The following is a 12,248-nucleotide window of genomic DNA, read 5'->3' on the forward strand; positions in this document are numbered from 1 at the left end:
ACGGACCGGCGGAGGAGCGGACGGGGGCGCGGAGCGCGGGCCGCCCGCCGTGCCCGCGGTGGTGCGCCGCTGGACCGGAATCGCGCGGGTGGCGTCCTCCGGCGGAGGCCCCCCGGCCTTGCCCTTGCCCTGGCCGTAGAGCCAGTTGAACTCCGGGTCCTCCTGGTCATTCACGGCCCTGACGGTACCGTGCGGGCCGTGAGTGGATCCGAGACCCGCGCGGCGCGCCCGGCCAGCTTCTCGCGCGTGGCGCTCAACCAGGTGATGCGGCGCGCGCAGGAGAACCTCTACGGCGTGACGCACGGCGGTGAGATCCTCAAGCTCGCCGACACCGCCGCCGGCGCCGCGTCGTTCCGGCACTGCGGCGGCCGCACCGTCACCCGCTCCGTGGAGTCCGCCGAGTTCGCGGCGCCGGTCGAGCTGGGCTCGCTGGTGCACGCCACCGCGACCGTCGTCTCCGCCGGCCGCACCTCGCTGCGAGTCGAGGTCGTCGTGGAGAAGGAGCCGCTCTACGCGCTGTCGCCGGGCGAGCGCGAGGCCGTGGGGACCGTCGTCTTCGTCATGGTCCACCTCGACCCGGACGGCCGGCCCGCGCCTGTTCCCGGCGTGGCGTCACAGGAGTGACGCCTGTGACTGGTGATACTGGGGCTCATGTCTGGGGGTCGAGCCACCGCGGCTGAGCGCGCGGCGCGGGTGCGCTTCCGCCGGGCCTCCGCGCTGCTCGTCCTGACGCTCCTCGTCCCCGGCTCGGCGCAGCTGCTCGCCGGCAGCCGCCGGGTCGGCCGGGTCGCGATGCGGATCTGGCTCGCCCTGGTCGGGCTGGCCGTCGCCGCGCTGCTGCTCTCGGTCGTCCACCACGCGTTCGTGATCGGGGTCGCGACCTCGCCCGACGCGCTGCTGCTGATCCGTCTCGCCCTCATCGCGGTCGCGCTGGGCTGGGCGTGGCTCTTCTTCGACGCCTGGCGGCTCGGCCAACCGCGTACGGCGGGCGCCGCGCTGCTCCTGCCGCACCGGCGGATGGTGCTGGGCATCAACGTCGTCCTGGCGCTGCTCGTCGCCGTACCCCTCCTCTTCGGCTCGCACCTGGCCAGCGTGCAGCGCGGCCTGATGGTGTCGATGTTCTCGGGCACGAAGGTCACCGGCGCGCACGACGGACGGTTCAACATCCTGCTGCTCGGCGGGGACTCGGGCGCCGGTCGCTGGGGCCTGCGACCCGACTCGATCACCATCGCCTCGATCGACGCCACGACCGGCAAGACCGTCCTCGTCGGCCTGCCGCGCAACATGAGCAACTTCCACTTCAAGGCCGGCTCGGTCATGGCCGAGCAGTTCCCCGACGGGTGGGGCGGCGACGGTCGCTACCTCAACGGCCTCTCCACGTGGGCCGCCGACCACAAGGCGCTCTTCAAGGGCTACCAGAGGCCCGGCGTCGAGGCGACCATCGAGGGCGTCGAGGGGATCACCGGCCTGGAGATCAACTACTGGGCGATGGTCAACCTGCACGGCTTCCACGAGCTCGTCGACGCGGTCGGCGGGGTGACCCTCAACGTGCGCCAGCCCATCCCCGTCGGCGGCCTGGGGTCCAACGTCACCGGCTACGTCAAGCCCGGCATCCGCAAGCTCACCGGCCACGAGGTGCTCTGGTTCGCCCGTGCCCGCGACAGCTCCGACGACTACTCCCGGATGGCCCGGCAGAAGTGCGTGATGAGCGCGATGCTCTCCCAGCTCTCGCCGCAGACGGTCCTCACCCACTTCAGCCAGATCGCCGATGCCTCGTCCTCGATGGTCTCGACGTCGATCCCCGCCAGCGAGGTCGACACGTTCCTCGGCCTCGCGCTCAAGGCCAAGAAGCAGAAGATCGCCACCGTCTCCCTCGTCCCACCGGCGATCGTCACCTCGAACCCCGACGAGAAGAAGATCCGCCGGATGATCGCCGCCGCCATCGCGGGCAAGCGCACGAAGGCCTCCGCGAAGAAGTCCAGTACGCCGGCCACGGCCGTGCCGTCCGCCGACTCCTCCGCCGGCTCCTCCGCCGGCTCCGACTCCTCGAGCTCCTCCGACAGCTCCGACAGCTCCGTCGTCACCGGCGGCTCCATCGGCTCGCTGAAGACCGGCTACGCCGCCAACCAGTCCGACGACCTCGCCGCCTCCTGCTGACCGGCACGTGCCCGCGTCGGCGTAACAGTCCCGCAACCTCGGGCGGCTATCGTCGGAGCGCCCGAGTTCAACACGACAGCAAGGCCTCTCCTGGCCGGGAAAGCGGACACCTCCGGGCGCCGTCACCGTCTGCATCCCTAGGAGATCATCGTGAGCACCTTCCACGTCCCTGCCGTCGACATCAGCGCCTACGTCCGTGGCGGCACACCCGCCGAGAGGGCGGCCGTCGCGGCCGCCGTCGACACCGCCTGCCGTGAGGTGGGCTTCATCCAGATCCTCGGCCACGGCGTCGCGCCGGAGGTCGCCGCCGGGCTCGCCGGCGCCATCGACGACCTCTTCGGGCTGCCGCTCGAGGTCAAGCGGCGGTGGCGGCGACCGTCCTGGGAGAACCGCGGCTACACCCCGCCGAAGTCGGAGACGCTCGCGCTCAGCGCCGGGGTCCAGTCCGAGACCCGGATGAAGGACTTCTTCGAGGCCTTCAACGTCGGCTCGTCCGTCTCCGACCACCCCGGCGCGACGCTGGTGGAGGAGCACTACGCGGAGAACACCTGGCCCGAGGTCGAGGGCTTCCGTGAGCGGGTCGACGCCTGGCGTGTCGAGGCCGGACGGGTTGCCCACACGATGGTCGAGATCTTCGAGGACGCGCTCGGCCTGGAGCGCGGTGCCATCGGCGACCGCGCCGCGCATCCGATCGAGGTGCTGCGGATGAACAACTACGCGCTGCCCGAGGGCACCGAGGTGCAGCTCGACGAGCACCTCATCGGCATGGGCGAGCACACCGACTTCGGGATCGTCACCATCCTGTGGGCCGACCGGGTGAAGGGCCTGCAGGTGCTCCACGGCGGTGCGTGGCACGACGTCAGTCCCGCCGACGGCGCGCTGCTGATCAACCTCGGCGACCTCACCACCCGGCTCACCAACGAGCAGTGGCTCTCCACCCTCCACCGGGTGAAGCCGCCCATCGTCGCCGGCGCCATCCAGCGCCGCCGCTCGGCCGCCTACTTCTTCGACGGCGACGCCGAGGCGGTCGTCGGCCCCCTGGCTGGGTTCGTCGACGAGCGGCACCCGCGCCTGTACGCCGACGTGACGGTCGAGGAGCACATCGCCGCCAAGCTCGCCGGGTCGAGGGCCGGCGTGCTCAATCCCGACGCCGGGCGCGAGGCCACCCGCGTCCTCGCCGCCGGCGCCTGACTAGGCTGGCTCGCGTGAGCGAGGGGCCGAGGATCATCGCGGTCGTCGTCACCTTCGACCGGCTCGCCCTCGTGCAGCGACTCGTCGAGACGCTCGAGCGCACGCCGGAGCTGGCCGAGATCCTCGTCGTCGACAACGCGTCGACCGACGGCACGGGGGAGTGGCTGGCCGGGCTCGACGGGTCCGTGCTCGGCCGCACGCTCGCCACCAACACCGGCGGCGCGGGCGGGTTCGCGACCGGGCTCTCCTGGGCCGTGGAGCGGGGCGCCGACCTGGTGTGGCTGATGGACGACGACGGCGTACCCGCCGAGGACTGCCTGGCGACCCTGCTGCGTCACGACGACCTCGACTTCTGGGGGCCTGTCGTGGTGGACGAGGCCGACCCGTCCCGACTGGTCTTCTCCATCCGGCCGCCCGGCGCGACCTCCCCCTTCACGACGTACGCCGAGGTGGCCGCCGCCGCCGACGACACCGGTGTGCTGCGCGACATCGTCATCCCGTTCAACGGCGTCCTCGTGACCGCTGCGCTGGTGGAGCGGATCGGCGTGCCGCGGGCGGAGTTCTTCATCTGGGGCGACGACCACGAGTACCGCCTGCGGGCCGAGGCCGCCGGCGCACGCATCGCGACCGTCGTCGCAGCGCGCTTCGAGCATCCGGCGGTCGGGGCTCTCGGCACGCCGATGCTCCGCGGCCGGATGACCTACAACGACAGCCCCAGCGACCTCAAGCACTACTGCATGGCCCGCAACAACCTGCTCAACCTGCGCGACTACCGCGGCTGGCTCTTCGCGCTGGCGTTCGTCGCGAAGACGCTGTGGTTCTACACCTTCACGCGGCCGTCGGCGTCGCGGGTCGTGCTGAGCCTGCGGGCGTGGTGGGCCGCCGTACGCGGTGACTTCACTGGCCACCAGCGTTACCTCCGCTAGGTGCTGCACCGATTTGCGGGTGTTACACTTCGGGCATGCCGACCGCCCTTCCGCGCCACACGATCACCGAGACGCCTGCCGTCAGTGAGGCACTGGCTCAGGCGGCGCTGCTCTGGCCCGAGGACGCCGATCGCCCCACGCGGCTGCTGCTGCGCCTGATCGAGCGTGGCGTCGAGCGGCTGGAGGAGCAGGAGCGGGATCGCCGGAAGGCGGTGGCCGAGCTCGCCGGTTCCATGCCGGGAGTCTGGGACGACTTCTCGCTGGAGGACCTCCGCAACGAGTGGCCGGCGTGAGCGGAGTCGCGCTCGATGCGAGCGTGCTGATCGCCTTCCTGAATCCTGGCGACGCACACCATCCGCGGGCGGCGGCAGCGCTGACGGAGCCCAACATCGGCAAGCTGTGGATCGGGACCCTGACCCTGGCCGAGGTGCTCGTCGCGCCCACCCGCCTGCAGATCGTCCCGCAGGTGATCGCCCGGGTGAGAAAGCTGGGGATCGAGGACGCGGAGCCGGGTCCGGACGACGCGGCACGCCTTGCGGCCCTGCGCGTGAGGACCGGCCTCAGGCTTCCCGACTGCGCTGTGCTTCTGACGGCTCACCGAGCCTCGGCCCGGGCGCTGTGGACCTTCGATGCCCGGCTGGCGGCATGTGCGCAGGAGGAGGGCTTCGATGTCCTCGACTGATCCCTCGGCGGCGAGGCGCGAGACGGTCGCGATCGTCGTCGTCACCTACAACCGCGCCGACCTGCTGGAGCAGATGCTCCTCGGTCTCGCCCGTCTCGAGACGCCCGCCGATGCGGTGATCGTCGTCGACAATGCGTCGACCGACCGGACGGCCGACGTGCTGCGTGCGAGCACCCTTGCGGGGCTGCAGGTGGTCACGAGTGCTGAGAACCTCGGGGGAGCGGGTGGCTTCCGGCGCGGAGTCGAGGAGGCCCACGCCCAGGGGTGGGACCGGATCTGGCTGATGGACGACGACGTCATCCCGGCGCCGGACTGTCTCACCGTCCTCCTCGCGCAGGACGAGGACTGCCTCATGGCGGTCCGCGAGGGTACGAAGGGCGACCTCGCGGAGTACGCCGCCACCCGGTTCGACCTCGCCAACCCGCTGCACATCAAGCCCAAGACCGCGAGCGTGGTGACGACGTACGCCTCGCGCGATGCCATGCCGCCGCGGGTGGAGCTGGAGAACGTCGCCTTCGAGGGCTTCATGATCCGCCGCTCGGTCGTCGACGACATCGGCCTGCCCGACGCGAGCTTCTTCATCTTCTACGACGACGTCGACTTCGCGCTGCGCGCCCGTGCGACCGGCCGCCGGATCTGGGCGATCCGCGACGCCCGCCTGATCCGCCAGATCGACTTCAGTCAGCAGCACGACCTGGCCGGCTGGAAGGGCTTCTACATGTACCGCAACCTCTTCGCGGTGCACTTCCGGTACGGCGAGAACCCGCTCGTCCGCGCCAAGCCCTGGCTCATCGCCCTGGTCGTCGCGCTCCTGAGCCTCGTACGCCGTCGCCCCGGCGAGGCCCGCAACGTCCTGCGCGCCGTCTGGGCAGCACGATCGATGCGCCACCGCCCAGCGGAGTCCCACCCGGTCCCCGCCGCGCGGACCTGACCCCTCGGAGCGGAGAGATCTTCGCGGGGGATTGCGTGTGATGTATGGATCCCGTCGTCACACAGCAGGTCGCGCCGGGCAGCGGTCACCAGCAGTCGCCAGCGGGCATGGGGTCAGAGCGGGGTGGTCAGCGCGCGGGATGCGACGTCGTCCATCGGCGCCGGCCGGTCGTCGCGCCTGAGGACCGGCCGCCAGCCGACGTGGTTGCCGGTGCCCATCGCCGCGGCCCAGACGGCGAACGCGCCGAGCGCCGCCCCGCCGATCACGTCGGCGCCGAAGTGCCAGCCGAGGTAGACCGTCGCCAGGACGGTGAGGACGAGCATCGTCCAGGCGGCGATCCGCGCGATCCGCGGCGCCCGGATGAGGATCACCGTCATCGTGATCGTCACCATGATGCCGACGTGGAGCGAGGGGAAGGCCGCGATCGTCTGGAGGCCGTCGTACGTCGTCGGGGCGGCCATCACCTTGACCCGGTCGTCCCACATGTCGTTGGCGAGCGTGGTCACGTAGGTGTGCGGCAGCCCGGCGAACGTCGGGTGGTCGGAGTAGATCGGGCCGACGGTGGGGACGAGGTAGTAGAGGATGGCGCCGCCGAGCCAGTCGACGCTGACGGCGGTCACGAACCAGGCGCCGGCGCTGCCGACCCGGGTCCACACCAGGGCGAAGGCGATCGAGACCGGCACCATCGCGATCCAGAGGAAGTAGACGCTCGAGAGCAGGTGGGCCGCCCAGCCCTGGCCGAGGAGCGAGTGCAGCAGTCGTGCTGGGTCGTGCCCGCCGAGCACGAGGGAGTCCAGGTGGGCGAGCTCGTCGTCCCAGCGGAGCGGGTTGGCGATCGGCGCCATCGACTTCACGTTGCGGAAGGCGGCGTAGCAGACGTACCACGACACCACGCCGTTCGCGGCGAACCACCAGTGCGACGCCGGCCAGCGGTCGCGCATCACGTGCACCAGCGCCCGCCACGGCGCGAGCCGCCGTCGCACGGAGGCCACCGCGACCCGGGGGACGACGTCGACGGCCAGCACCGCGATGACAATCAGCGGGAAGCGGATGTAGCCCGGGAGCACGTTGTCCGGGTCGTGCAGGGGCACGTTCGTCGTGGCGGACATCACGAGCATGATGGCGACGAGGGTGACGCTGCAGGCCCAGGCGAGCCCCCATTGCCTGGCTGTCTCGCGCAGCACCCGTGTGACGTTCATCGTTCACAGACTAGGGCACGACCTGGGCAGAGTCCGCGCGGCAATGCGGACACCGGCCCCTGCTTTCGTAGACTGACCGACCGTGTCAACCGAACTCCCTGACCTGGTGGTCGTCGGCTCGGGCCTCTTCGGCCTGACCATCGCCGAGCGGGTCGCCGCCGATCTGGACAAGCGGGTGCTCATCCTCGAGCGTCGCTCCCACCTCGGCGGCAACGCCTACTCCGAGTTCGACGAGGAGACCGGGATCGAGGTGCACAAGTACGGCACCCACCTGTTCCACACCTCCAACGAGCGGGTCTGGGAGTACGTCAACCGGTTCACGTCCTTCACCGACTACCGGCACCGGGTCTTCGGCCGCTTCCAGGGCCAGATCTACCCGCTGCCGATGAACCTGGCGCTGATCAACCAGTTCTTCGGACACGCGCACACGCCCGACGAGGCGCGTGCGCTGATCGCCGAGCAGGCATCAGAGATCGCCACCGAGGACGCGACCAACCTCGAGGAGAAGGCGATCTCCCTGATCGGCCGCCCGCTCTACGAGGCGTTCATCAAGGGCTACACCGCCAAGCAGTGGCAGACCGACCCGACCGAGCTGAGCGCGGACATCATCACCCGCCTCCCGGTCCGCTACACCTTCGACAACCGCTACTTCAACGACACCTACGAGGGCCTGCCGACCGACGGCTACACCGCGTGGCTGACCCGGATGGCCGACCACAGAGGCATCGAGGTCCGGCTCGACACCGACTTCTTCGACGTCAAGGACGAGTACGTCGGCAGGGTCCCGATCGTCTACACCGGTCCCGTCGACGAGTACTTCGGCAACGCCGAGGGCCGGCTGTCGTGGCGCACCGTCGACCTGGTGCAAGAGATCATCGACGTGGACGACTACCAGGGCACCGGGGTCGTCAACGCCAACGACCCGGAGGTCCCCTTCACCCGCGAGCTGGAGTTCAAGCACCTCCATCCCGAGCGCGCGGCGTCGTACGCGAAGGGCAAGACGCTCGTCGTGCGGGAGTACAGCCGCTTCGCCACCGACGAGGACGAGCCGTACTACCCGATCAACACCGCGGAGGATCGCGCGAAGCTCCTCGCCTATCGAGAGTTGATGAAGGCCGAGGCTGAGCAGAATAGGGTCCTCTTCGGCGGCCGGCTCGGCACCTACCAGTACCTCGACATGCACATGGCGATCGGCTCGGCGCTCTCCATGTACGACAACAAGATCAAGCCACACTTCAAGGACGGCGCGCCCTTCGCGTCGGGAGGCATCGCCTAAGTGAGTGACACCGTGACCCGTCTGCTGCAGCGGCAGATCATGCCGATCGATCGCGACCTCGACGTGATGGCGCTCTACGTCGACCTCGAGGACGCCCGCCTCGACGAGGACAAGTACGTCGTCGGCGGCACCCAGGCCGCGAAGGACGTCAACAACGCCACGATCCGCAGCGTCAACGGCAGCGGCCGCAAGGTCCAGCCCGAGCAGGTCGTCGACCGCACCCGGTTCAAGGTCCTGCCCGGCCAGAGCGTGTCGTTCGGCTCCTTCTTCAACGGCTTCGCGGCGTCGTACTGGCGGCGCTGGACGGTCGTCGACCAGGTCCGGCTGTCGGTGACGGTGATCGGCGCCGACGCGCACGTGATCGTCTACAAGTCGCTGGCCAACGGCAACAGCCAGCGGGTCGAGGCCGCGGTGACCGAGACGGACGCGGCGACCACCTTCGACTTCGACCTCTCCCTCGGCCCGTTCGTCGACGGCGGCTGGTACTGGTACGACATCGTCGCCGGTGTCACGCCGGCGGTCGTCTCCGCCGAGTGGACCGCGGAGGTGCCGGCCGACCGTGCCGACCACGGCACCGTCGACCTCGCCATCACGACGATGAACCGTCCCGAGTTCTGCGCCAAGCTGCTCCAGCAGCTCGGCGACGAGGACCTCGCGCCCTACCTCGACACCGTCTTCGTGATGGAGCAGGGCACCAAGCTCGTCGCGGACAGCGAGGAGTTCCCGGCCGCGCAGAAGGCGCTGGGGGACCGGCTGCGGATCCTGGAGCAGGGCAACCTCGGCGGCTCCGGCGGCTACGCCCGGGGACAGCTCGAATCGCTCGCCAAGGGCACGGCGACGTACGCGCTCATGATGGACGACGACGTGGTCTGCGAGCCCGAGTCGATCATCCGCCAGGTGATCTTCGGCGACCTTGCCCGGCGGCCCACGATCGTCGGCGGGATGATGTTCAACCTCTACTCCCGCTCCCGGCTGCACAGCTTCGGCGAGATCGTGCAGCCGTGGTACTTCTGGTGGGAGACCCCCGAGGACGCCTTCGTCGCGTGGGACTTCTCCACCCGCAACATCCGCTCCGCGCGCTGGCTGCACAAGCGCTGGGACGCCGACTTCAACGGCTGGTTCTCCTGCCTCATCCCGCTCGCCGTGCTGCGCGAGATCGGGCTGTCGCTGCCGCTCTTCATCAAGTGGGACGACGCCGAGTACGGCCTGCGGGCCAAGGCGGCGGGCTTCCCGACCGTGACGCTGCCCGGCGCCGCGGTGTGGCACGTGCCGTGGAGCGACAAGAACGACGGCCTCGACTGGCAGGCCTACTTCCACCACCGCAACCGGATCGTGGCGGCGCTGCTGCACTCGATCTACCCCAAGGGCGGACGGCTGCTGCGCGGCAGCCGCAACAACCAGCTCGCCCACCTCGTCGCGATGCAGTACTCCACCGCGGAGCTGCGGCTGCAGGCGATGGAGGACGTGCTCAAGGGGCCGCAGCACCTGCACGAGATGCTCCCGACCCGCCTGGCCGAGGTGAACGCCTTCCGCGAGGAGTTCAGCGACGCCCAGCTCGTCGCCGACCGTGACGACCTTCCCCCCGTACGCCGGACGAAGCCGACCAAGAAGGGCAAGTCGATCTCGGACGTGCCCAGCAAGCGGTCGATGCTGATCAGCGCCGGCCTGGCGCCGATCCGCCAGCTCAAGCCGATGCGGCCGCTCGCCAAGGAGTTCCCCGAGGCCGAGGTGCCCGCGATCGACGCCCGCTGGTTTAAGCTCGCCGGCTTCGACTCGGCGGTGGTCTCGATGAACGACGGCACCGCTGCCGCCCTCTACCGGCGCGACCCGGCCCGCTACCGCGACTTGCTGAAGCGGACGCTGGCCATTCACCAGCGGTACCGTCGCGAGTGGGACGATCTGGCCGCGCAGTACCGCGCGGCGCTGGCGGACGTCACCTCGCCCGCCGCGTGGACCGAGACGTTCCGCCCGTGGCTCCCCGAGACCGATGACGAGGACAACGCATGAGTGAGACGACGCAGGCTCCGGTCCGGCAGGTCCGGGAGGTCCACGGCGAGCTCGTCGAGCCCGGCGCCACGCAGGGCCTCATGGAGGTCTTCCGCCGGCGCTACCTGCTCAAGCTGCTCGTCGAGCGCGAGCTCGCAGCGCGCTACGAGGGCTCGGCGCTCGGCTTCGTCTGGTCCTACATCAACCCGCTGAGCCAGTTCTTCATCTACTGGTTCGTGATGGGCAAGATCATGGGCGCCCACGGCGACATCCAGAACTACCCGCTGCACATCTTCTCCGCGCTCATCGCGACGCACTTCTTCACCGAGACCTTCGCGGCCGGCACCCGGTCGATCGTGCGGAACAAGTCGCTGATGAACCGGATGGCGATGCCGCGCGAGATGTTCCCGGTGGCCGCGATGGTCGTCTCCCTGGTCCACGTCGGGCCCCAGCTGGTGATCCTGCTCGTCGCGTGCTTCGCGTCGGGCTGGCACCCGGAGCTCGCCGGCGTGGTCGCGCTCGTCCTCGCGCTGCTGCTCGCGATGATCCTCGGCACGGCGCTCGCCCTGCTCTTCAGCGTCGCCAACGTGTTCTGGCGCGACTTCGGCAGCTTCGTCAACATCCTGACCAACTACATCCGCTGGGGCGTCCCGATGGTCTACTCCTGGGCCATGGTGGCGCACAGCCTGCCGAGGTGGCTGGAGGAGGTCTACCTCGCCGACCCGGTCGCGATCGCCGTACTCCTCATGCAGCGGGCCTTCTGGGTCGGCTCGGTCCACGGCGACGCCGTCGAGATCGCGATGCCCGACCATCTCTTCCTCCGCGCCCTCGTGGCCGTCCTGGTCAGCGTCGTCGCGCTCGTCATCGCCCAGCGCGTGTTCTCGAAGTTCGACCGGAAGTTGGTGGACAGTCTCTGATGGCCGTCGCGATCAAGGCGGAGCACGCCAGCAAGATCTTCTGGCTCCGCTACCACAAGACCTTCAAGCAGATGACCGTCGCGAAGATGCGCGGCGAGATCGTCAGTGAGACCTTCGCCGCCGTCAACGACGTCTCCTTCGAGATCGAGCAGGGGCAGTCGGTCGGCCTGATGGGCCTCAACGGCTCGGGCAAGTCGACGCTGCTCAAGCTGATCAACGGCACCATGCGCCCCGACAAGGGCAGACTGCTCACCCGCGGCCGGATCGCCGGGCTCATCGCCACCGGCGCCGGCTTCCACCCGCAGCTGTCGGGCCGGGAGAACATCTACCTCAACGCCGCCGTCATGGGGATGAGCGAGAAGGAGACCGACCGCAAGCTCGACGAGATCATCGACTTCGCGGACATCGGCAAGTTCATCGACGCTCCTGTCGGGACCTACTCCAGCGGCATGGGCTCGCGCCTCGGCTTCGCCGTGGCGATCCACGTCGACGGCGACATCTTCCTGGCCGACGAGGTCCTCGCAGTGGGGGACAAGCCGTTCAAGAAGAAGTGCATGGCCAAGATGGAGGAGATCCGCAACAGCGGCGTCACCCTGGTCTACGTCAGCCACGCCGCCGCCTCCGTCGCCCGCATGTGCGACCGCGTCATCGTGCTGGAGAAGGGCCGGATCGGCTACGACGGGCCCACCATCGAGGGCATCCGCTACGTGGGGTACGACGAGGACCTGGGCGTCGAGGGCGCCGACGCGATCGCCGACAACGTCCTGGGGGCCGACGTCTGACGTCCCACTCTCCGCATCGAAGGGGCCGCACGTGTTCGTGCGGCCCCTTCTCTTTTCGAACTACATCCATGTAATTTTACTTTAATCTCGCGACACGCCGCCGCCAGAGTGGAAATTACACATCTGTAGTTACTCACGAAGCCTTCACAAGCTCTGTGACTGGTGTGAAAGTTGAGCCCTCGTGTGACTCTTCCCCGCACA

At 69.5% G+C, this 12,248-nt stretch carries 12 protein-coding genes; 11 read left to right on the plus strand and 1 reads right to left on the minus strand.

Features of this window, described 5'->3' with window-relative positions:
• Window positions 1-198 precede the first annotated feature (198 nt).
• From QM572_RS06680 to QM572_RS06710, 7 genes are all read left to right on the plus strand, one after another.
• Window positions 199-624 carry an acyl-CoA thioesterase gene (locus tag QM572_RS06680; protein WP_415091331.1) on the plus strand — a complete coding sequence of 142 codons (426 nt, stop codon included), beginning with the start codon at window positions 199-201 and terminating at the stop codon, window positions 622-624.
• A gap of 27 nt (window positions 625-651) precedes the next feature.
• Window positions 652-2,157 carry an LCP family protein gene (locus QM572_RS06685; protein WP_415091333.1) on the plus strand — a complete coding sequence of 502 codons (1,506 nt, stop codon included), beginning with the start codon at window positions 652-654 and terminating at the stop codon, window positions 2,155-2,157.
• 150 nt (window positions 2,158-2,307) lie between these two features.
• Window positions 2,308-3,348 (plus strand): isopenicillin N synthase family dioxygenase, encoded by a 1,041-nt coding sequence (locus QM572_RS06690; protein ID WP_415091335.1) that lies wholly within the window; start codon window positions 2,308-2,310, stop codon window positions 3,346-3,348.
• Between the two features lie 14 nt (window positions 3,349-3,362).
• Window positions 3,363-4,274 (plus strand): glycosyltransferase, encoded by a 912-nt coding sequence (locus tag QM572_RS06695; protein WP_415091337.1) that lies wholly within the window; start codon window positions 3,363-3,365, stop codon window positions 4,272-4,274.
• 35 nt (window positions 4,275-4,309) lie between these two features.
• Window positions 4,310-4,567, plus strand: a complete 258-nt coding sequence (locus QM572_RS06700; protein WP_415091339.1) for a hypothetical protein — start codon at window positions 4,310-4,312, stop codon at window positions 4,565-4,567.
• Complete coding sequence (locus QM572_RS06705) at window positions 4,564-4,956, plus strand: type II toxin-antitoxin system VapC family toxin (RefSeq protein ID WP_415091341.1); 393 nt, start codon at window positions 4,564-4,566, stop codon at window positions 4,954-4,956. The genes QM572_RS06700 and QM572_RS06705 overlap by 4 nt, the downstream gene beginning before the upstream one ends.
• Complete coding sequence (locus QM572_RS06710; RefSeq protein WP_415091343.1) at window positions 4,943-5,887, plus strand: glycosyltransferase family 2 protein; 945 nt, start codon at window positions 4,943-4,945, stop codon at window positions 5,885-5,887. The genes QM572_RS06705 and QM572_RS06710 overlap by 14 nt, the downstream gene beginning before the upstream one ends.
• 113 nt (window positions 5,888-6,000) lie before the next feature.
• Here QM572_RS06710 and QM572_RS06715 read toward each other — a convergent pair whose 3' ends face one another.
• Complete coding sequence (locus QM572_RS06715) at window positions 6,001-7,086, minus strand: phosphatase PAP2 family protein (protein WP_415091345.1); 1,086 nt, start codon at window positions 7,084-7,086, stop codon at window positions 6,001-6,003.
• Window positions 7,087-7,168: 82 nt separating this feature from the next.
• On the opposite strand from QM572_RS06715, the gene glf reads away from it, so the two are divergent.
• The 4 genes from glf to QM572_RS06735 are packed head-to-tail and all read left to right on the plus strand — an operon-like array spanning window position 7,169 to window position 12,047.
• Window positions 7,169-8,362, plus strand: a complete 1,194-nt coding sequence (glf, locus tag QM572_RS06720) for a UDP-galactopyranose mutase (protein WP_415091347.1) — start codon at window positions 7,169-7,171, stop codon at window positions 8,360-8,362.
• Window positions 8,363-10,369: a glycosyltransferase gene (locus tag QM572_RS06725; RefSeq protein WP_415091349.1), complete on the plus strand. Its 2,007-nt coding sequence runs from the start codon at window positions 8,363-8,365 to the stop codon at window positions 10,367-10,369.
• Window positions 10,366-11,265: an ABC transporter permease gene (locus tag QM572_RS06730; protein ID WP_415091351.1), complete on the plus strand. Its 900-nt coding sequence runs from the start codon at window positions 10,366-10,368 to the stop codon at window positions 11,263-11,265. The genes QM572_RS06725 and QM572_RS06730 overlap by 4 nt, the downstream gene beginning before the upstream one ends.
• The gene (locus QM572_RS06735) at window positions 11,265-12,047 is read left to right on the plus strand and encodes an ABC transporter ATP-binding protein (protein WP_415091353.1); all 783 of its coding nucleotides are present in this window, start codon (window positions 11,265-11,267) and stop codon (window positions 12,045-12,047) included. Before QM572_RS06730 ends, QM572_RS06735 begins: the two co-directional genes overlap by 1 nt.
• The last annotated feature ends 201 nt before the right edge of the window (window positions 12,048-12,248 follow it).

This window comes from Nocardioides sp., assembly GCF_047607365.1.
GTDB lineage: Bacteria > Actinomycetota > Actinomycetes > Propionibacteriales > Nocardioidaceae > Nocardioides.

What these genes read in the sequence shown, in the direction of transcription:
- QM572_RS06685 (WP_415091333.1), top strand. Translation starts at nt 652, where the DNA reads ATGTCTGGGGGTCGAGCCACCGCGGCTGAGCGCGCGGCGCGGGTGCGC.
- QM572_RS06700 (WP_415091339.1), top strand. Translation starts at nt 4,310, where the DNA reads ATGCCGACCGCCCTTCCGCGCCACACGATCACCGAGACGCCTGCCGTC.
- QM572_RS06710 (WP_415091343.1), top strand. Translation starts at nt 4,943, where the DNA reads ATGTCCTCGACTGATCCCTCGGCGGCGAGGCGCGAGACGGTCGCGATC.
- QM572_RS06715 (WP_415091345.1), bottom strand. Translation starts at nt 7,086, where the DNA reads ATGAACGTCACACGGGTGCTGCGCGAGACAGCCAGGCAATGGGGGCTC.
- QM572_RS06730 (WP_415091351.1), top strand. Translation starts at nt 10,366, where the DNA reads ATGAGTGAGACGACGCAGGCTCCGGTCCGGCAGGTCCGGGAGGTCCAC.
- QM572_RS06735 (WP_415091353.1), top strand. Translation starts at nt 11,265, where the DNA reads ATGGCCGTCGCGATCAAGGCGGAGCACGCCAGCAAGATCTTCTGGCTC.